The organism is Pseudoalteromonas sp. PSi26, assembly GCF_054960575.1.
This window is the reverse complement of record NZ_JBHNYT010000004.1, coordinates 83,940-105,883: the sequence shown is the minus strand read 5'-3', so window position 1 is coordinate 105,883 and position 21,944 is coordinate 83,940. Positions and strand designations below refer to the sequence as shown.

Below are 21,944 nucleotides of genomic sequence, written 5' to 3'. Positions count from 1 at the left end.
TCAAACGTACTTATTGACGTTTGTATAGTCTACATAGTTAAGCATACTCTCAGCATTTACCTATTATGTAAACACACAACAAATTCAATAATGCTCACTAAGCGCTCATTCAGCGTTGCTTGTGTAATCTTAGCTTTAATTTCACCTAATAAACATGGCGATTAAACGGAGAAAATTACATGGCAACCACATTTAACAGTTTAGGCGCGATTGAAAATTCGCAATCGGCTTTATTAAACACTGAGCACAGCATTCAAGTAAGAGGCGCACGTGTTCATAACTTAAAAAATGTGGATGTAAACCTGCCCCGTAATTCGCTTGTGGTGTTTACTGGTATATCGGGCTCGGGTAAATCATCGCTCGCCTTTGGAACATTATTTGCTGAATCGCAGCATCGTTACCTTGATTCGGTGTCGCCTTATGCACGTAGGTTAATCGATCAGGTTGACGAACCCGACGTAGACTCAATAGAAGGGCTGCCACCAGCAGTAGCAATGCAACAACAGCGCGGTGCGCCTTCTGTTCGTTCATCGGTAGGCAGCTTAACCACTATTTCTAATGCGCTGCGAATGCTTTACTCACGCGCTGGCGAATACCCTAAAGGGCAGAGCATTTTGTATGCCGATGCGTTTTCTCCAAATACCCCCGAAGGTGCATGCCCACAATGTTCGGGCATTGGCCGCACTTTTGAGGTAACCGAACAACTACTTGTGCCCGACAATACAAAAACGATACGCGAAGGCGCAATAGAAGCTTGGCCACCAGCATGGCAAGGTAAAAACTTAAGTCGCATACTGGTATCACTTGGTTACGACATCGACATACCATGGAATGAGTTACCGCAAAAAGCACGCGATTGGATTTTATTTTCAGACGACACCCCCACTGTGCCTGTTTATCCAGATTACACTATTTTAGAGGTTAAAAACGCCATTAAAAATGGCGAAAAACCTCGCTATAAAGGTACTTTTACCAGTGCTAAGCGCTTTGTTCTTAAATCTTTTGCTACAACACAAAGTCCTCGTATTAAAAAACGAGTGTCGCAGTTTATGCAAATATCCCCATGCCCAAGCTGTAAAGGTAAAAAGCTTAAAAAAGAGTCGTTATCGGTTAAAGTCGCAAGCCTTGATATAGGCGAAATTTCGCAGTTAACATTAACCGAACTTGCAGATAAATTAAGATTTGCCGCTAATCCACCTGCTAAAAGTAACGCTACAAACCCAGAAAAAGCCATCGTCGCTAAGCGTATTACAAGCGATATTATTAAACGTATAGAGTCACTGACTAAACTTGGCCTAGGGTATTTATCGCTTGAGCGCACCACCCCATCGTTATCACCAGGGGAGTTACAACGTTTGCGGCTAGCAACGCAACTTCGCTCAAAATTATTTGGTGTTGTGTATGTGTTAGATGAACCTTCGGCAGGTTTACACCCTGCCGATACACAAGCACTTTTAAGCGCATTAGATGAACTAATAGCCGCTGGTAACTCTGTATTTGTGGTTGAGCACGACGTAAGTGTTATTCGACATGCCAATTGGGTAGTCGATGTTGGACCAAATGCGGGCTCCAATGGCGGTAATATAGTTTATAGCGGCCCTGTTGAAGGCTTAAAGCAAATTAGTAGCTCACACACTAGCCAGTATTTATTTAAAAATAACCAAACCCAGCAGGCTCCCATACAAAACAAGCAACGCCAACCTAAAGCGTGGCTAGCGCTTAAAAATGTTGAACGTAATAACTTACAAAAGCTTAATGTAGAATTTCCGCTTGGGGTTATTACAAGTGTTACGGGAGTATCTGGTTCTGGTAAATCGAGCTTAGTAAGCCAAGCACTTGTTGACTTGGTTTATGATGCACTTGGGCAAAAATCGCAACCACAAATGCCAACCGACGAAGCAGAATTACTCGAGCAAGAGCTCAACGTAGCAACCGGCGGGCAAATAACTCAGGGCATTGAACACATAAAGCGCCTAATAACGGTTGATCAAAAAGCCATTGGCCGTACACTTCGCTCAAACCTTGCCACTTACACGGGCTTATTCGATCAAGTACGTAAGCTATTTGCAAACACTATTGAGGCAAAAGAGCGAAAATACGATGCTGGTCGCTTTTCGTTTAATGTTAAAAAAGGCCGCTGCGAAAACTGCGAAGGCGTAGGCTTTGTAAGCGTAGAGCTGTTATTTTTACCCAGCGTGTATTCGCCTTGCCCTGTGTGTAATGGCAAACGCTATAACCAAAAAACACTCGACATTACCTATAAAGAGAAAACCATTGCCGATGTCCTTAATTTAACCGTTGAGTCAGCGCATACATTTTTTACCGATGAACCCGCTATTTTGCGCGCGCTCAATGCGCTTTTACAAGTGGGCCTTGGCTATTTACGTTTAGGGCAACCTGCTACTGAACTTTCGGGCGGCGAGGCACAACGTATTAAACTTGCCACTGAACTACAACGAACACAGCGTGGCGATACGCTTTATATTTTAGATGAACCAACCACAGGCCTACACCCAAAAGATGTAGCCATGCTAATGGCGCAGTTAAATGGCTTAGTTGATGCTGGCAACACCGTCATTATGGTTGAGCACGATATGCAAGTAGCCAGTAACAGTGATTGGGTTATTGATATTGGCCCAGGAGCCGGCGACGAAGGCGGGGTAATAGTTGCAAAAGGAAAACCTGAAAGGGTCGCTGAGTCACAAAAAAGTAAAACGGCACCCTTTTTAAAAGCGCAGTTAAATCACGCAGGTTCTAATTAAAAATTAATAGTCGTTATGCACAAAATAATAAAGAGCCACGTGCTCTTTATTATTAATCTAAGGCTAACCAAACACCTACAAGCATCATTAAACTGCCTGCAATTCGGTTCATCCATTTAATATTATCGCCTCGGGCTAAAAACAGGCGCAGGCTTTTACCACCTGTTGCATACGCTAACATACTTACAAATTCGGTTATCATAATTACGCTAAGTAAAATGAATAACTGTGGCGCAACAGCCTGGTCAACATTAATAAACGGCGGCAATAGTGAGATCATAAACGCCCACCCTTTCGGGTTAGCAACAGCGGTAATAAACCCTTGCGTAAAAAGCGACTGCCTACTTACATCACTTGGGCTATGTGTATTAACCGACATTTTACCTTTGGCGCGCCACATATTTATACCTATATAAATTAAGTAGGCACCACCGACCCATTTTAAAATAGCGAACGCATCAGGATAATTTAGCATGACACTTGCAACCCCAAGTACCGCCGCAATAGCTACACTTGCAACCCCTAACAGCTCACCTATCATCATCCACAGGGTGCGGCGCACACCGATGCTCATACCTAATGTCATTGCAAGCGTCATGCACATACCCGGTGTGATAGATACAAAAAAGAAGGTAGGAATAAAAACTGCCAGTGCTGCTACATCAATCATTAATTTACTCTCGTATTCATAACAAAAACGCGGCTATAAGTAGCCGCGCTGTTGCTTACCTATGTGTATTGTTATTGCTGGGTATTAACAGTAGGTTCGCTAACGACCTCTACTGGATGTGGTGTATCATTTAACAAATACTTATCTAGCCACTGCTCTTGCTCCCACAATACATGTAATAAGCTTTTACGTGCGCGGTAGCCATGAGCTTCGTAAGGCAGCATAACTAAACGGGCATTTTTTCCTAAGCCTTTAAGCGCGGCATACATGCGCTCACTTTGCATTGGAAAAGTGCCTGAATTAGGATCCTCTTTACCGTGGATCATGAGCATTGGCTCATTGATTTTTTCGGCGTGAAAAAACGGCGACATATTAGCGTATACACTTTGCGCCTGCCAAAAATCACGTTCTTCCCCCTGAAAACCAAACGGTGTTAACGTACGGTTATACGCACCACTTCGAGCAATACCTGTTTTAAATAAATCACTATGCGCCAATAAGTTAGCCACCATAAATGCACCGTATGAATGCCCTGCTATGGCTATTTTGTCTTTATCAGCAATCCCCTTTTCAACCAGTACATCTACTGCTGCTTTGGCGCTAGAAACCAGCTGTTTTCTGAAGTGATCATTTGGCTCACTACCATCAACACCTACAATCGGCATTTTAGGATCATCAAACACGGCAATACCTTTGGCAAGGTACGGCATTGGGCCCCAGTAACCAATATACGTAAACTCGTAAGGCGACTCGCGAACTTGCGACGCTACGGCTTTGTCTTTGTATTCAAGCGGGTAAGCCCACATAAGCACAGGCAAAGTGCCTTGTGTTTTGTCGTACCCTGGTGGTAAATATAACGTGCCAGAAAGCTCAACACCGTCGTCGCGCGTATAACGCACTTGTTCTTTTGTTACACCTTTAAAAGCAGGGTATGGGTGTTCAAATTGCGTTAGTTGGGTTAACGAATCGTCATCTAAATCACGAATAAAAAAGTTAGGCTGCTCAGTTTTAGACTCACGAACAGTAATAAAGCGTTCGCCTTCGTCATCAAGCAGCGCCCTTACACGCTCGTAATAAGGCGCTTTAGATTCCCATAAACGCTTGCTACTATTTGTTTTTACATCGTACCTGTCTAAAAACGGGATGTTACCTTGTTCTGACGCACCATTGCCGCGCAGGTAAATATAACGCCCACCAACCACTTTAATTACATTAGCGCCTAAATCGTTACGCTCGTAAATAGCATTACCGGGATCTTTATAAGCATCGTTATAACTGCGCTCTGAAAACAGCACACGGTTACTATCGGCATTACGTGGCTGAATAACATACGTACGCAATTGACGGTCGCTAAAGCGCCAATCGCTCAGCATAGCAATGTCGTTATTAGCCCACTCCATACCCGCATAACGACGTTCTACTTTTGCAAATAACTTTGGCTCGCGTTTAAACGGCGCACGTAGGCTATAAATGTAATCATGGTGCGGTACGTCAGTTTTCATGTCGCCGCCATCTTGCGCTTCTGCCCAAATAACTTCAGCACCCTGATCTGCTCGCCATTCAAAATTACGTCTTCCTGTACGCACACTGTCGTAACCTTGTGGAATATTATCGGCCAAAGGTTGCTTAGCAAGCTCGGCTAATGCAAAACCGCGCATACCCCATATTTGCCACGTTGTCGCAAAGCGGCTGTAAGGCACTTGATACGAAAACGGCTCGTTAATTCCCGCCACCAAAATATTAGTTGAATCGGGCGACACCGAAAACGATTTAAAAAGTGCTGGGCTGCCAATAGCTTGGGCTTTACCATCAAGGGTAATGTAAGCCAACTGGCCTTGGCCAAAAAACTTAAATTGAGCTTCATCAAATGGGCTCGTTAATAAATTTTGATACGTGCGTGCGGGGGCTTTTTCACCAGTGCTTTGCTGAATAACTGGCACAACATTTTGACTGTTATTTTCTAGTCGTGGTTTACCCACATTTACAGCAAGGTTTGCAATAATGGCAGTGCTGTCTGGTAACCATTGGTATGGCGATGCCGTTAAAACTGAATTTAACGCAGCACTTGAAAGCATTTTTGCCTGTTTGGTTTCAACACTATAAAGCCATAAATTTGCTTCGTTTGTTTGCTCTACAATAAACGCTAAGTATTTGCTATTAGAAGACCACTTAGGCGAGCGAATAATACCATTTGGTAAGTTATTAATATTAATAACAGTACCACTTTGCACATGTTTAAGTTCTACAGCACTAAAATTTGCGCGCACCCGTGTGCGTGAAAAATTAGCCGGGTTTAGTTTAATACCCGCAAGCTTTAATTCTTCAATTGCAAGCTCATCAAGCGATACAACACGCCTGCGTTCAAATAGCGCAAGCCACTGACCATCACTTGATAAGTAACTTGTAGGCGCCAATTTAGCATCTACCACTGCCGCTAAATCAGGCGAAGGAGTTTGGTAGCCCTGCTCTGCATGACTAAATGGTAGTAATACAACACAACAAATAAAGGCAACTAACAGCCTAAAAGCGTTCATGTTTTTATCCTTTTGTTATTTTTTACACAATTAAGTGTATATAAACACGTTTTGCTTTGTTCATAAAGCATTAAGGTGCCTCAACACATAGCAAAAGATGACTTAACAGCCCTGTTTAAGCTACACTAACGCGTTTTTAATTTATCACTGCGGCAAACACAACTATGCATAACAAAGCTAAATCTGTCACAATTTTTGATGTTGCCGACCTTGCAGGTGTGTCTAAGTCAACGGTGTCTTTGGTGCTTACTCAAAGTAAAAAAGTCAGCGATAAAAGCAAACAAAAAGTATTAAAAGCAATTGATGAGTTAGGCTACGTTTATAATCGCGATGCAGCCGCTATGCGCTCAAAGCGATCTAATTTAATAGCTGTAGTGATAAACGATTTAACTGATCCTGTTATGGCACAATTGGCCACCGAGCTTGAACAAATATTAAATAGCGAGAGTTTTCAAGCCGTTATTGTTAGCAGTAATAACAATGTTGAGCAGCAAACACGGGCAATTAAAAAACTAAAAGAATACAACGCCGCTGGATTTATAATTTGTCCAGTACCTAATACATGCACTCAATGGTTAGACACATTAAGTACTCAGCATTGTGTTGTTACGTTAATGCAAGAGTTTGCATTTAGTAACGCTCCTTGTGTGTTACCCGACTACAAAAAAGCAAGCCACATAGCAAGCATGCATTTGCTCTCTCAAGGGGTTACAAACATTGCGTTTATAGGCAGTAATTTACAATTAAGTAGCTGCTTAACACTTCAACACGGCTTTAATACCGCATGTGCCCAACACAGTATATCGCCACTAAACGCAATCGAATGTGATGAAAACAACGCACTTAGTGCCAAAAATGCTTTTGTACAGGCTTACAAAAGCAACCCTGCTATTAACGCCATTGTGTGTGAGAATGACATTATCGCCCACGGCGTGCTAGCAAGCATTAACACATTAGACTTAGCAGCTAATCAACGCATTAAAGTAGTAAGCTGTCAGCAAGTTAAAAATAGCGCCTTACTTGACGATACATTAACGAGTGTTGCAATCAGCACGCATGACATTGCAAAACGTTGCCTTTTAGTGCTTCAAGAACTATTACAAAATACAGCCCCACCGGTTAAAACACTGGTAAATGTTAACTTACAAATTAAAGAGTCTAGCCAATGAGAAAAGTGCTGGTAATTGGCTACGTATGGCCAGAACCCAATTCGTCTGCTGCGGGCACGCACATGATGTCGTTGTTGAACGCATTTACAGCACAAAACTGGCAAGTAGAGTTTGCCACCCCTGCTCAACGCACAGATCATATGGTAAACCTTGATGACTTTGGCATAACGAGCCAAATCATTGCCCTTAACTGCGAAAGTTTTGATGAGTACGTTAAAGCGTTCAGCCCTGACATAGTCATGTTTGACCGCTTTATGATGGAAGAACAATTTGGTTGGCGCGTAGATAAGCATTGCCCAAATGCCATTAAAATTCTCGATACCGAAGATTTACAGTGCCTGCGAAACGCACGCCATGAAGCCCACAAAGGCGGGCGCGAATTTACAACCAGTGACTTACATTCTGATATCGCAAAGCGTGAAATTGCAGCCATTTTACGCTGTGACCTAAGCTTAATTATTTCAAGCTACGAAATAGAATTACTCAATAGCGTATTTAAGGTCGAACCAAGCTTATTACACCATTTACCGTTTATGGTTGATTTAAGCGCATTGCCCAAAACCACAAAAAGCTTTGATGAACGTCAGCACTTTATGACGATAGGTAATTTTAGACACGCCCCAAACTGGGATGCTGTCCTTTACTTACAAAAAATATGGCCATTAATTCGTAAGCAGCTCCCAAAAGCCGAGCTACACATTTACGGCTCATACCCGCCACCAAAAGCCACAGCACTTAATAACCCTAAAACGGGATTTTTAATTAAAGGCTGGGCCGATAACGCCTATGACGTTATGCAAAGTGCACGCGTATGTTTAGCCCCTCTTAGGTTTGGCGCAGGTATTAAAGGTAAATTACTTGAAGCCATGATTATGCAAACACCGAGCGTTACCACCTGCATTGGCATAGAGGGCATGCATAACGATTTACCTTGGCCAGGTAAAGTGGCTAATAATACCGAAGACTTTGCAAATGCAGCCGTTGAGCTTTATACCAATGAAACCGATTTTGAACATGCCCAGCAAGCTGGCAATACGCTACTTAATACCGTATACGACAAAGTAAAATTAAGCGCGGCGCTCATTAATAAAATAGATGCAATAAGCAGCGACTTAAGCGCGCATCGTGAAAAAAACTTTACCGGACAAATGCTCAAACATCATACAATGCGAAGCACACAATACATGGCGCAATGGATAGCGGAGAAAAATAAAAAATTAGATTAAAAATGACTAGACACACACCAATTAGTCTTTAAAATCGCGCCCATTACAAATGGGCGTTTTAGCCTATACTTTTAGCTAATTTATTTACACACTGGCCTAAATAAGATTTGAAAACTGCAACCTTTACAGAAAAACGCAAATTTATCGTTAAATTAGGTAAAATGCTTCACAAGTACGGTACGCCTGCTTACCGCCTAGAAGCTCACCTAATGGAAGTCGCCACATACTTAGGCCTCAAATCGTCATTTGTTATGTCGCCTACTTCAGTTACTTTTGTTATTTGGACCGACGGCCATGAAGATGAATACACACATGTGGCACGAGTAGATCCTGGCGATCATGACCTAGGTTCTCTTGCCGACACCGACGACCTAGTAAATAAAATGCTCAACGGTGATCTTACACTTCAAGAAGTAGACCAACAGCTCGACATCATTTTTGATGCACCAAACCCATATAATAAACTGACCACAGGGATTGCGTTTGCAACCTCGGGTGGTGCTTTTGCAATGCTGATGGGTACCAGTTGGACCGATGTAATTTGGTCGGCGTTGCTCACCCTTGTGGTGTATTTATTTGTTTTGTGGTCTATGCGCTCTAAGCGTGTAGCGCACATGCTTGAGCCTCTTGTTGCTATTGTTTCGGCAATATTGGCATGCGCAGTAAGTGTTTACATTACCCCTGAAGTAAACATACGCTTGGTGGTACTTTCGGCCATTATTGTATTTATACCGGGCCTTGCGCTTGCGCTTGGACTGGCAGAGCTTGCAGCGCGGCATTTAGTATCGGGCACTGCACGTGTTATGGACTCATTTATGCTGCTGTTTAAGCTATATTTTGGTGGTTTTATAGGTATAGGCATTGGTTTTGCACTATTTGGCCAAGCAGACTTTGTTCAACCAGAGCCTTTACCAAGCTGGACGCCTTGGCTTGCTATATTCTTACTGTGTAGCAGCCTAATAGTTATATTTAGAACCAAACTAAAACATGCGGGTTGGTCTATTGCATCAGGCTTTATAGCCTATGGCACAAGTATTGGGTCAGCAATGTATTTAGATTACACATTGGGTACTTTTGTTGGCGCGTTATCGGTGGGTATTTTTAGTAATTTATTTAACCGTGTTGCTAATGCGCCGGCTTCAATTGTGGCAATGCAAGGGTTGATTGTATTAGTGCCAGGTAGCAAAACCTACATTGGCTTAAACTCGCTTATTGAAGGCCAAGACTTTGTATACGCAGAGCACATAGGCCAGCAAACATTTTTAATATTTATGTCGCTTGTAGCAGGGCTTATATTTGCAAACGTTGCCCTACCGCCTAAAAAAAGTTTATAAAAGACAGCGCGGGGTCATTCCGCGCTACTCATCATTTATTTTATCACCTTCATTTAACGCCCTCTTTTGAGCATTAATCGCATTTTTTAGTTTATTGACCTTTGCTTGTTATACTAATCTGGATTTTAAAAATAAAGGATATAACAATGCTAAAAACTAGCTTAGCGCTGGCAATCGGGCTTTCAAGCTCACTTGCATTTGCGCAATCAGCAATAACAGTTGAAGATATACCAAAAGTAAAATCGGTAATACAAACAAGTATTAGCCCAGATGGTGAAAGTGTTGCATTTACACGTTCGTTACCACGCACGCTTTACGTTGACGAAAATGGCAGTAATTACAGCGAACTTTATGTTGTAGACGATGAAGGTGTTGAACGCCCATTTATTACCGGCTCGGTTAATATAAAAAGTATTCAATGGTCAAACGACAGTAAAACAATTTATTTTTTAGCGAAATTAAAAGACGACAAATTTACTTCTTTATACCAGATCCCAGTTGATGGCGGACAAGCACAAGCTGTTATGTCGTTAAAAGGGACTTCTATTTCAAGTTATCAACTAAGCCCAGACAATAAACAGCTTGCGTTATTAGCGATGCCCGCTGCCGACAAATCAGATAAAGAATTAAAAAAACTTGGTTTTAAAGCAGAAGTATACGAACTAGGTTTAAAAAACAAACAACTCTTTGTTGTTGATTTGGCCAAAGAAGATAAACCATTATCGCCAACAGCCATAAACATTGATAGCTATGTAAGCGATGTTAACTGGTCAGCCGACAGTGAAAAGCTACTCGTTAAAACTCAACCTACAGCACTTATTGACGATCGCTATACTAAATCAATGTGGCACCTTTACGATATTGCTAACGAAAAAGTAACCTTATCGTTTAAAACACAGGGTAAACTGGGCGATGCAGAGCTATCGCATGACGGTAAATATGTGGCTATTTTGGGCGCTGAAGATCAGCATGACCCTGCAACTGGCCGCTTATTTATTGCTGACACTGACACCGCAAAAATCACTGAGTGGCTACCTAACTTTATGGGCCACGTAGTTGATTTTGAATGGTCGCATAAGCGTAACACGCTTAACTTTATTGCCAATGTAGGTACGCAAAGCTTTGTTGCCAGTATCAAAGCTGGCTCTAATAAATACAAAAAGCTAGTTGATGAAGGCCAATTTATTGCAACGCAGCTTAGTGTTTCTGATTCAGATAAAACATTAGCCCTTCGTGGTAACAGCGCTAAACACCCTAACGAAGTGTTTATTGTGCGTAGTAAAAAAGCAAAGCGTTTAACAGACTCAAACAGCTGGTTGAACGATAAACGTTTTGCAAAACAAGAAACCATCAAACTTAAAGCACGTGATGGTGTTGAGCTAGACGGCGTACTTGTATACCCGCTCGATTACAAGAAAGGCACACGCTACCCACTTATTATGTCAGTACATGGCGGCCCAGAAAGTCACGACAAAGATGGTTGGATCACCAATTACTCTCGCCCAGGTCAAATGGGTGCTGCACGTGGGTACGCGGTATTTTATCCAAACTATCGTGGTTCTACAGGTAAAGGCGTTGATTACTCAAAACTAGGGCAAAACGATTACGCTGGTAAAGAGTTTGACGACCTAGTAGATTTTAAAAACCATTTAGTAGAAATGGGTCTAGTTGACAGCAAACGCGTTGGTATTACAGGTGGCTCTTACGGCGGTTACGCCTCTGCTTGGGGTGCAACAAAACTAACTGAACATTTTGCAGCAAGTGTTATGTTTGTGGGTGTCACTAACCAACTTTCTAAGTTTGGTACCACTGATATTTCAAACGAAATGCACTTAGTGCATGCCCGTTCATACCCATGGGATAAATGGCAATGGTATTTAGAGCGCAGCCCAATTTACTGGGCTGGTCAGTCAGAAACACCGTTGCTTATTATGCACGGTAAAGACGATCCACGCGTACACCCTGCGCAGTCAATGGAACTTTACCGCTACATGAAAGTACAAGGTAAAGATGTACGCCTTGTTTATTATCCAGGTGAAGGCCATGGCAACCGTAAAGTGGCAGCACAATACGACTACAGCTTACGTTTAATGCGTTGGATGGATAACTATTTAATAGAGGGTAAAAAAGACATGCCTGATTACGAAATAGACCACGCAGCAAAACTTAAAGCAGTAAAAGATGCCAATAAATAATTTGTGGTAAGTTAAAATAGTGAGGCCAGCATTATTGTTGGCCTTTTTTCATTATTTGTAGAACCAATATCCCCTACCAAGCTCATGCTGTGGTAAAATCTGAACCAATTCTTCGTCTCAATTTCATAATCCGACTGCTATGCCAAACAGCCCTTGTTTTACTCCATTTGCTCAACCTGTCTCTACTATTTCGTTGCCGGAACAGTTTACATACCCGTTTTTTTACGAGCCACACCCATTAACTATTGCAGCAAGCGAACAATTGCAACAACAGCTCGAAACACTGCCACATTTAAAAGCTGAAAACGCGGGTAAAATGTTTGGCGTATTAGTGGTTAAAAATGAGCAAAACGAACTTGGTTTTTTAGCAGCCTACTCAGGGCAAGTTGATGCAGACAAGGCTAGTATTGACTTTGTCCCCCCCATTTCAAGTATGCAATTGAACGACGAAAACTACTTAGCCAAAAGTAAAATAATAAATGACATAAACGCACAAATAAACGAGCTTGAAAACAGTGATCAGCTAAAAAGCATTAGCCAATTATTAGCTACAGCCAACGAAGGCTTTGAAAAAGAACTGCAAGCGCAGCATGCTTTAATGCAAAAAAGTAGAAAAAAGCGTAAAAAACAACGCAGCGACGCTGAAAAAAAATCGAGTAAAACTAAAATTCAGCAACTCAAAAAAAAGCTTGCAACACAAAGTATTGAAGAAAAAAAACAACTTCAGGCATTAAAGCAAAAATGGCAAACACAGCTAGTCACGCTTGAAAAAGCGCATAGCAAAATAAACGATGAGCTTGAGCATTTAAAAAAACGCCGTAAAACGCTCTCCAAAAGCTTACAAAAAATACTATTTGCTCAATATCAATTTCTTAATATTGAGGGCGAAACAGAAGACCTCAATGCTATTTTTGCCAAATTACCTGAGCATACGCCGGCATCGGGGGCTGGTGACTGTGCAGCCCCTAAATTACTTCAATATGCGTTTAAACATAACTTAACACCCATTGCCATGGGTGAGTTTTGGTGGGGAGCCCCGCCTAAATCAGCGGTTAGACAGCATAAAAATTACTACCCATCTTGCTTTAGTAAGTGCCAACCTATTTTGGGCCACATGTTAAAAGGTTTAAACGTAGAACCAAGCCCACTGTTGAATAACCCTGCACAAGGTAAAGAGCTTACTGTTGTTTACCAAGATGACGATTTGGTCATAGTGAATAAACCAGCAGAGTTTTTATCGGTCCCGGGCATTACCATAGACGACTCTGTATTCTTGCGCATGAAAACACAATTTCCAGAAGCTACAGGCCCACTTATTGTGCACCGATTGGATATGTCTACTTCAGGGCTATTAATTATTGCCCTAAACAAACGGGCACATAAAGCCATTCAAAAACAATTTATTGAGCGCACAATAGAAAAGCGCTACGTTGCTTTAGTCGACGGAAATATAGAAAAAGAAAGCGGCACTATAGAGTTACCCCTAACACCAGACTTTGATGATAAACCGCGCCAAAAAGTGTGTTACGAAAAAGGTAAGCCTTCACTAACAACATGGCAAGTGCTTGAGCGAAAAAACAACACAACACGCTTGCAGCTATATCCTAAAACAGGCCGCACACATCAATTGCGAGTGCACTGTGCACATGTTTTGGGTTTAAATACCCCAATTGTTGGTGATACGCACTATGGTAAAAAAGCAGACCGATTACATCTGCATGCTGAGTACTTGGCGTTCACACACCCGATTACTCATGAACGATTAGAGTTTAAAGTTGCCGCTGATTTTTAACAGGTAAATACTAAAACCATCATAAATAAGGCCGTTATCACGCTAATACTAGGAATATAAGCGCAGGTATTTTTATAAAATAACTTTTATGGTAATGTAATTAGATAATTAATGGTTAACCAATACTTAATACAGATTGAAAATGCTAAATATAAACGCCTCTCAAGGCTACACTCTTTTTAAGTTTTTGATCGCTAAATGTATACGGATGAGGTTTAGCCAAAATTTAACTAACCTTACGTTTTTCAAAAACTACACGTATCAAGTTAGTAAGGGCTTAATATGACAAATAACATGCAATTTAAGTCAAGTTACCTATCGGTGTTGATTAAGCAGCTTGTTGTTGTGTTTTTTTTACTCGTCGCCTTTCAAAGTATTGCTTATTCAAACAACTCCGCTACCTCTGAGCTTAGTCAGCAAGACGTACGCGCGCTGATTAAAAGTGTAAGAACAGATAAACTTGATTACCTGCAAAACAAAAAACAAATCACTCAAGCTTACGAGCAAAGTAAATTAAAACAGAATGACGCTTTGCATTTAGAAGCTGCAGCCATTTATGCCGAACTGCTTTTTAGAGAAGAAAAGTACGAAGAATTAAATAAACACCTCACTGTTTACTTATCTAATCAGCAATTATCTAAACAACCTGACGTATTACTGCTATTTTTGGAGTCACAATTAAAACTGCTTAGCCTACAAAAAAAGCTCCAAAAGGCAAACGATGTTGTTAATCAACTAAAAACGCGATTTTCTCAATCTACACCGGCTGAAAAAATCATTATTTTAAGAGCCTTAGCATACTTTTATACCGAAACAGATGAACTGAAAAAAACCTTGAGCGTGGCACTAGACGGATTAGAACTGGCGATGCAAAACAACGATATTGCATCGCAAGGCTATTTTTACAGGAAGATAGCCGATGCGTATAATTATTTAGAAAACAAAGAAAAAGCAATAACATACGCTAAAAAAGCGCTGATCGCATATCAGCAAACTCAAGATGGCTTATATACAGCTAAAGCTTACTGGAGCTTGGGCAATGTGTTACTTGAAATAAACAAACCAAACGAATCCCTCATTTATTTAGACAAAGCACTCTCTTACTTTGAATCTGTTAACATGCAAAAAGGACTGTCTTTTGCTCAGTATTCAATTGCTAATATTTTATACAAACAAGAAAATTACGAAGATGCGCTCGCCTTAGCCACAAAAAATATTGAGGTTGCCCACCTAGCCGGAATAGGTGATATGAAACTCGCATCGATGATATTGATGCTAGATATTTATAAAAAACAAGGTTTACTTGAAAAAGCCGATAAAATGAACGATGAAGTATTTTCGATGATCGATGATTTTAGCCGCAGCATTTATAAAGCCGATTACCTTCAAAAGCGATACCAGTTAAAACGAAGCCTCAACAAAACAGACGATGCATTTGACGCAATGGAGCAAATGCTTACATTTATGAAAAAGCATTACGAAGCCACCAGCGAAACAAATATTAAAACGCTGCAAATAAAATTTGAAGTAAAAGAAAAAGAAGAAAAAATTCTCCAACTAGAATACGACAAAAACATTAACGAATTACTCGCCAAAGAAGAGTATCAACAAAAAATAATTTGGCGGTTAAGCGCAACAATTGCGTTTATTTTAGTTATTATGTCGTTATTACTTATTTATAAACAAGTACTACAACGTAAAAAATATTATAACATTGCGCTGACTGACTACTTAACGAGTAGTTTAAATCGACGTGGTATTATGCAAAAAGCGGCTCAAAAACTTAAGCAAAGCAATGCTACAATTGCCATTGTCGATCTAGATTTGTTTAAGCACATTAACGACACTTACGGCCACGATGTGGGTGACTCCGTTCTTAAAGCTTTTGCCCGTGCAGCACAAAATACACTTGCTGATGACGACCAATTTGGTCGCTATGGTGGTGAGGAATGGTTATTTGTTTTAAACACAGTAGATAAACAAAGCGTTAAAACAACATTCGATTCTATTGCTAATGCGCTAATTAATTATTGTAGTGAAATACAAGGCTTAAAAAACGCAGAAACGATTACTTTTAGCGCAGGTGCAGCAATTAGCTCCTCTTCTAATCGCTCACTTGAAAAACTCATCATCCATGCTGATGAACTTCTTTATAAAGCCAAACAAAGTGGCCGCAATCAAGTTAATGTAGAGCAGCCCTAGACGCATTAGGGCTCAGCAAATATCAGCACGCTTAGTAAGTAAGAAATTATTTCACCCTCTTGTCTGTAAAAAATACATAGATGAAACAGCCTAACAAACACACCAAGTATAAAACCAATTAATTTCATAAGGTTACACTATGGCACTACGTTTGCTTCAATCGTTACAAGCAACGTAATTGATTAGGATGATTTATGAATATTTTTGAAGCACTACGTAATGACCATGATAAACAACGCAAACTAGTTGACGCGCTAATTCAAACCAAGGGCGACACAAAAAAACGTCATAGCTTAATGGATGAGCTAAAAACAGAGCTAGAAGAACATGCTAAGTTTGAAGAACGCTACTTTTATAATCCATTAATTTGTGAAGACTTAACACAAGAAAAAGCCCGTCACAGCGTTGCCGAACACCACGAAATAGACGAATTAATTGAGCAACTTGAAGACACCGAAATGAGCTCGTCGGCATGGTTGGTCGAGGCTAAAAAATTACACCATTTAGTGCATCATCATTTAGATGAAGAAGAACATGAGGTATTTCAGCTAGCGGGTAAAGCGCTGTCTGAAGGCCAAAAAGAGCGCCTAGGCAATAAATACAACGACGCAATGCACTAACCATTGCAGGTAACAAATTCATACACCTCCCTGTGTACTTTTGGTTATAAGCTAATTAGCTTATAACCATTTCTTTGTATAAGCGCGCTACTTTAATGTGAATTTAGTGTCTTGGTCACGTAATAAATACAGCGTAAAACACGCTGCCCACATTGGCCTCGCTGCAAAAAATAATAAGTTATTAAATCCATCTATATATTGGTTATACGATGACAACGTAGACAAACCATGCATTATAAAAACCACACCGTAAGTAATTCGTTTTTTGATCCCTGCTAAAAATGCCAACATTAAAATAAGCTGAAGCGCGCCCAATACATAAGCAATAACGTCAGTTAGGCCACTAATCCCATAAAAGTGTTCGAATATACGTACACTGTGACCCGGATTCACAAACTTATCGAGAGTCCACATTATCATTACTATAAAAACACCTAAACGAAGCGACAAAAGTGACTACTGTAGACGGCTTTGAACATCGCTACTTAAAGAACCTGCCATAAAATTTCGTTTAAAAATATATAAATAAACCAAGAATTGAACAAGACCGTATAAGCTATGAATAATTTCAGACTATTAAGATTTAATGCGAATTGGTAATCAACTATAGTTAACGTTTAAAGACTATAATAAGCATAATTTGCAAACATCCATTCTAAAAATTAAAAAAGTTAAACTTTGATTGAAAGATATTTTTATTCCTTTCGGTCTTTATCGCCAATAACTAATTACACTAGAGAGACAACCCTTGAAACACGCATACTTAGCACTATCCTTAGCCACTATATTAAACACTCCCCTTGTAGCCTTTGCAGCTGATAAAACGCAAACGCAAAATTCAATTGAGCATATTGAAGTGGCAGGCCAAGTTATAAAGTCTCAAGGACTTTCTGTTAAAAATGAAACAATTGACGGCCCTTTTGGCGATAATTTAGCATTGCAAGACATAGCACGCTCAGTAACACCTATTTCAAGCGAGTTAATAGAGCAACTAAACATTACTACTTTACAAGACGTATTAGCAGTAAGCCCAAACACTTATTCTGCAAGTGGCTTTGGTGCACCAAGTTTACCTACAATTCGCGGTCAATTGGGTGAGCTTTTTCAAGATGGTACACGTCGTCAAGCAGGTAACAATGGGTTTGGCGTGCCGTTATCGTTCAATTCTGTAGAACAAATAGATGTAGTTAAAGGCGCACCGCCGGTTTTGTTTGGTTCAAGCCAACGCAACGGTGGATTTGTTAACTTACACTCAAAAGTAGCGTCAACGGACGAAAGTAAAGGCAAAGCGAGTTTATCGGCCGGTCGTTGGGATCAATACAGTGCGCAAATAGATTACACTGCGCCAATTATTAAAGACAAAGTCGGGTTTAGAGTAAGCTATGAACATCTTGACCATGGCAGCTATTACGATTATTCAGGTACTAAAAGCGACAGTTTATTTGCAGCACTACGCATTTTGCCAGACGATAAAAGCACTTGGGATATTAACTTTGAGCTATACCAAGTCGAATTTACCGACAACGCCGGTATTAACCGCCCTACCCAAGCTTTAATTGATGACGGCCTTTATATTACCGGCCAAGGCGTACAAGCAAATGGCAGTACAGTACCAGCGGCGGGTTCGATTGTGTCGCCTACTGGACAAGTAAACATTGATCGCAGCACTGTACTTACCGACCCTGATAACCAAAACGAAGCTACAACCTATTTAATTCACAGTATTTATAAGCGTGAGTTAAGTGCAAATGCTTCTATTAAAAACATTAGCTACTTTCAACATTTACAGCGTGAAGAAATAGCACAAAATAGCTTTGTTGAAATTATTGACGGCGCCGACACTGCGCAAAATCGAACAGAACTAACGTATAGTTGGAACGACGAACAACAAACAATTTTTGCTTTCGACGTACGCTATAACAAAGTACTTGGCTACAGCCAGTTCACCACTGAGGCCGACTTACCTATTGATTTAACCGGCCCATTATCAAACCGCCGCATTCCTTTAACAGACGCACAAAAGGCACGTTTGGTTGAGCTTCGCCCAGGTGTGTTTGTATCACCTGGTGCGCAGTACGATATAGATAACGACGGCAGCGGCGACTTTAATCTATCAGACACCACTGACTCACGTTCATGGCAAACAGGTTTTGCTATTCAGCAAGACTCAGATTGGACAGATAAACTTCATACAAGCGTAGGTTACCGAGTAGATTATTATGATGTAGAAGCACGTGACCCTATTGCACCACAGGGCCAAACTGCAGCAAGTGATAGCATTAACGACACGCTACAATCAGGCCAAGTGAGTTTTAATTACAAACTAAATGCTGATTTCACAGGCTACGGTGCAGCAAGTTATAACGAAGCCACATCAAATAGTATGGCTGGTGGTAATGTGCTGGGTGGCGGCAACGTGATTAGTGCACAAAACTTTGCAACAGAAAACACACTCGTAGAATTTGGTTTAAAATACGCCCCAATCGACAGTGATTGGTATGCCGATGGCGCTGTATTTAGTCAACGCCGCAGCTTGCGTAACCGTGATGGCAGCAATACGGGTATTCGTACCACGGGCTTTGAAAGCCAAGTATTTTACGATGCTTACCCTTATTGGTTAAGCGCAGGTTACAGCTATATTGATGCGCGATACGATAATTCAGCAAGTAGTCAAGATTCAGCACAAGTAGCCGATGCGTTTGATAACTCACGCCCAGAGATTATTGTTGGTACGGGCGTTGGCGCGCCAAGCTTTACACCATTTGCACCGTCAAATAGTCAAGTACAAGGTATTCCTGAGCAGTCATTCAGTTTTAATGGTAATTATTCAATTACCTCGAAATGGCAAACTGGCTTTTCGGTTCTATATACAAAGAGTTACCCATTAGACTTTTTACAAACAGTTAAAATTCGTGATCAATACACGCTAAACATTAATACTAGCTATGCATTTACGCCTAGCACCAAGTTGCGTTTAGATGTAAATAACATCACAAACCAAAAAAACTGGCGCCCTGTATTTGAAGGCGGCTACTTCGGCGCAACTTTGGCATTCCCTGAACTGCCAATAAATGCCAAGCTAACGCTGACCCATAAATTTTAAGATTTATGCATTTTTAACTTTCAAGTTTAAATATGCATCAGCTTGCTCGGTTTAAAGCTAACTAGAGCCTATGTGGTGTTACCATTTCCTATAGGCTTTAAATTAATGCTTAACAGGCGCAGTCCAAAGTATTTACCTAGGGCAATACAAAAGGTCAACAGGCCCTAATTAAGAGAGAGAACATGATAAAAAAATTATTTTTAATAGTGATTGCAGCCGCTGCTATTGGCGCGTTCTTTCATTTTAATTTGCACCAGTTATTAACACTTGATGGCTTAAAAGGGTCAATGGACCAATTTGACCAGTACAAGGCGCAGTCACCGCTACTTGTTATTGGCGGCTTCTTTTTACTTTATGTGGTAGTGACGGCTCTCTCTTTACCGGGTGCAGCTATTTTAACGTTGGCAGCAGGTGCGCTATTTGGATTAGTTGAGGGCTTATTGGTTGCGTCTTTTGCATCTACAATTGGGGCAACACTTGCCTTTTTAGTGTCGCGTTATTTATTACGTAACTCTATAAAACAACGTTTCCCTGAGCGTTTAGCAGCTATTGATGCGGGCGTTGAAAAAGAAGGTGGTTTTTACCTATTTACACTTAGGCTAGTGCCAGTATTTCCGTTCTTTTTAATTAACTTATTGATGGGTGTTACCGCAATTAAAGCATGGACCTTTTATTGGGTAAGCCAGGTAGGTATGTTGGCGGGTACATTTGTATTTGTAAATGCCGGTACTCAGCTTGCGCAAATTGAGAGCTTGTCTGGTATTTTATCCCTCGATCTTATCCTTTCATTTGCCCTTTTAGGTGTATTCCCATTAATAGCGAAGAGTATTCTAAACGTATTTAAAAAACGTCGTGTATACAAAAATTACACTAAACCTAAAAAGTTCAATCGAAACATGATTGTTATTGGCGCAGGTGCTGGCGGCTTAGTTACAAGCTACATTGCAGCAGCCGTTAAAGCCAAAGTAACCCTAATTGAAGCCGGCGAAATGGGCGGCGACTGTTTAAACTATGGCTGCGTGCCAAGTAAGGCCATAATTAAAAGTGCAAAAGTGGCAGAACAAATTCGTCACGGTGAGCATTACGGGCTTGAAAGCACCACACCGCAGTTTTCGTTTAAAAAAGTAATGGCACGTGTACACCAAGTTATCGCTGACATTGCACCTCACGACAGCATTGAGCGTTATACAAACCTAGGTGTAGATGTAGTAAAAGGTTACGGTAAATTATTAGACCCATGGACGGTAGAAATTAAGCTTAACGATGGCGGCACGCAAACGTTAACCGCCCGCACTATTGTTATTGCCACTGGCGCACGCCCATTTGTACCGCCATTACCGGGCATTGAAGAAACAGGCTATGTAACAAGCGACACTTTATGGACTAAATTTGCTGAGCTTGAAGAAGCCCCTAAAAAGCTTGTTGTTCTTGGCGGTGGCCCAATTGGGTGCGAACTTGCACAAAGCTTTGCACGTTTAGGCTCAAATGTTATGCAAATTGAAATGGGCGATCGTATTATGATCAAAGAAGACCAAGAAGTGTCTACCTTTGCTCACAAAGCGCTTACTGAGAGCGGCGTAAACATTTTAACCTCGCATCAGGCACTTCGTTGTGAAGCGCGCGATGGCAAAAAATTCATTGTGGTAAAACATAACGATACCGAAATCGATATTGAATACGATGAGCTACTATGTGCTGTGGGCCGAAGCGCTCGTCTTAAAGGTTACGGCCTTGAAGAACTCGGTATTGAAACAAACCGTACCGTAGTCACTAACGAATACCTTGAAACGCTTTACCCTAACATTTTTGCCGCTGGCGATATTGTAGGTCCGTATCAGTTTACGCACGTAGCCGCTCATCAGGGTTGGTACGCAGCAGTAAATGGCTTATTTGGTAATCTTAAAAAGTTTAAAGTAGATTACCGTGTTATTCCGTGGACCACATTTATTGAACCAGAAGTAGCACGTGTTGGCTTAAACGAGCAAGACGCTATTGATAAAGGCATAGACTATGAAATCACTCGCTTTGAATTTGAAGAGCTAGACCGCGCCATTACCGAAAGCGCCACCAAAGGCTTTATTAAAGTAATTACACCAAAAGGTAAAGACAAAATCCTTGGTGTTACTGTGGTATCTGAGCATGCAGGTGATTTAATAGCTGAGTTTGTACTGGCAATGAAATACGGTTTAGGCCTTAACAAAATACTAGGCACAATTCACAGCTACCCTACGTGGGCTGAAGGTAACAAGTACGCAGCGGGTGAGTGGAAACGCGCTCACGCACCTGAGAAAGTACTTAACATGCTTGAAAAATACCACACATGGCGCAGAGGCTAAA

Annotated in this window: 13 protein-coding genes; 10 read left to right on the top strand and 3 right to left on the bottom strand. The window is 41.0% G+C overall.

Annotated features, from left to right (window positions below):
- Nucleotides 1-179 precede the first annotated feature (179 nt).
- Nucleotides 180-2,762, top strand: a complete 2,583-nt coding sequence (gene uvrA, locus ACFI34_RS05780; protein WP_462672755.1) for an excinuclease ABC subunit UvrA — start codon at nt 180-182, stop codon at nt 2,760-2,762.
- A 52-nt stretch (nt 2,763-2,814) separates the two neighbouring features.
- On the opposite strand, the gene ACFI34_RS05775 is transcribed toward uvrA, so the two are convergent.
- Nucleotides 2,815-3,432: a LysE family translocator gene (locus ACFI34_RS05775; protein WP_008129686.1), complete on the bottom strand. Its 618-nt coding sequence runs from the start codon at nt 3,430-3,432 to the stop codon at nt 2,815-2,817.
- A 71-nt stretch (nt 3,433-3,503) separates the two neighbouring features.
- Nucleotides 3,504-5,966 (bottom strand): alpha/beta hydrolase family protein, encoded by a 2,463-nt coding sequence (locus ACFI34_RS05770; RefSeq protein ID WP_462672754.1) that lies wholly within the window; start codon nt 5,964-5,966, stop codon nt 3,504-3,506.
- Nucleotides 5,967-6,130: 164 nt separating this feature from the next.
- Between ACFI34_RS05770 and ACFI34_RS05765 the strand changes: the two genes are divergently transcribed.
- From ACFI34_RS05765 to ACFI34_RS05735, 7 genes are all read left to right on the top strand, one after another.
- Nucleotides 6,131-7,135: a LacI family DNA-binding transcriptional regulator gene (locus ACFI34_RS05765; RefSeq protein WP_462672753.1), complete on the top strand. Its 1,005-nt coding sequence runs from the start codon at nt 6,131-6,133 to the stop codon at nt 7,133-7,135.
- On the top strand, nt 7,132-8,361 hold the full coding sequence (locus ACFI34_RS05760) for a glycosyltransferase (RefSeq protein WP_462672752.1): 1,230 nt from the start codon (nt 7,132-7,134) through the stop codon (nt 8,359-8,361). Before ACFI34_RS05765 ends, ACFI34_RS05760 begins: the two co-directional genes overlap by 4 nt.
- Before the next feature lie 107 nt (nt 8,362-8,468).
- Entirely contained in the window at nt 8,469-9,695 is a 1,227-nt protein-coding gene (locus tag ACFI34_RS05755) for a threonine/serine exporter family protein (protein ID WP_462672751.1), read from the top strand.
- A gap of 146 nt (nt 9,696-9,841) precedes the next feature.
- Nucleotides 9,842-11,890 (top strand): S9 family peptidase, encoded by a 2,049-nt coding sequence (locus ACFI34_RS05750; protein WP_462672750.1) that lies wholly within the window; start codon nt 9,842-9,844, stop codon nt 11,888-11,890.
- A gap of 139 nt (nt 11,891-12,029) precedes the next feature.
- On the top strand, nt 12,030-13,682 hold the full coding sequence (locus ACFI34_RS05745; RefSeq protein WP_462672749.1) for an RluA family pseudouridine synthase: 1,653 nt from the start codon (nt 12,030-12,032) through the stop codon (nt 13,680-13,682).
- 282 nt (nt 13,683-13,964) lie between these two features.
- Complete coding sequence (locus ACFI34_RS05740; protein WP_462672748.1) at nt 13,965-15,884, top strand: tetratricopeptide repeat-containing diguanylate cyclase; 1,920 nt, start codon at nt 13,965-13,967, stop codon at nt 15,882-15,884.
- A gap of 194 nt (nt 15,885-16,078) precedes the next feature.
- Nucleotides 16,079-16,504, top strand: a complete 426-nt coding sequence (locus tag ACFI34_RS05735; RefSeq protein ID WP_462672747.1) for a hemerythrin domain-containing protein — start codon at nt 16,079-16,081, stop codon at nt 16,502-16,504.
- An 87-nt stretch (nt 16,505-16,591) separates the two neighbouring features.
- Here ACFI34_RS05735 and ACFI34_RS05730 read toward each other — a convergent pair whose 3' ends face one another.
- Nucleotides 16,592-16,954: a hypothetical protein gene (locus tag ACFI34_RS05730; protein WP_462672746.1), complete on the bottom strand. Its 363-nt coding sequence runs from the start codon at nt 16,952-16,954 to the stop codon at nt 16,592-16,594.
- A 298-nt stretch (nt 16,955-17,252) separates the two neighbouring features.
- Between ACFI34_RS05730 and ACFI34_RS05725 the strand changes: the two genes are divergently transcribed.
- Together ACFI34_RS05725 and ACFI34_RS05720 are read left to right on the top strand one after the other, a co-directional pair.
- On the top strand, nt 17,253-19,607 hold the full coding sequence (locus ACFI34_RS05725) for a TonB-dependent receptor (RefSeq protein ID WP_462672745.1): 2,355 nt from the start codon (nt 17,253-17,255) through the stop codon (nt 19,605-19,607).
- A gap of 182 nt (nt 19,608-19,789) precedes the next feature.
- Entirely contained in the window at nt 19,790-21,943 is a 2,154-nt protein-coding gene (locus ACFI34_RS05720; RefSeq protein WP_462672744.1) for an FAD-dependent oxidoreductase, read from the top strand.
- Nucleotide 21,944: the final 1 nt, after the last annotated feature.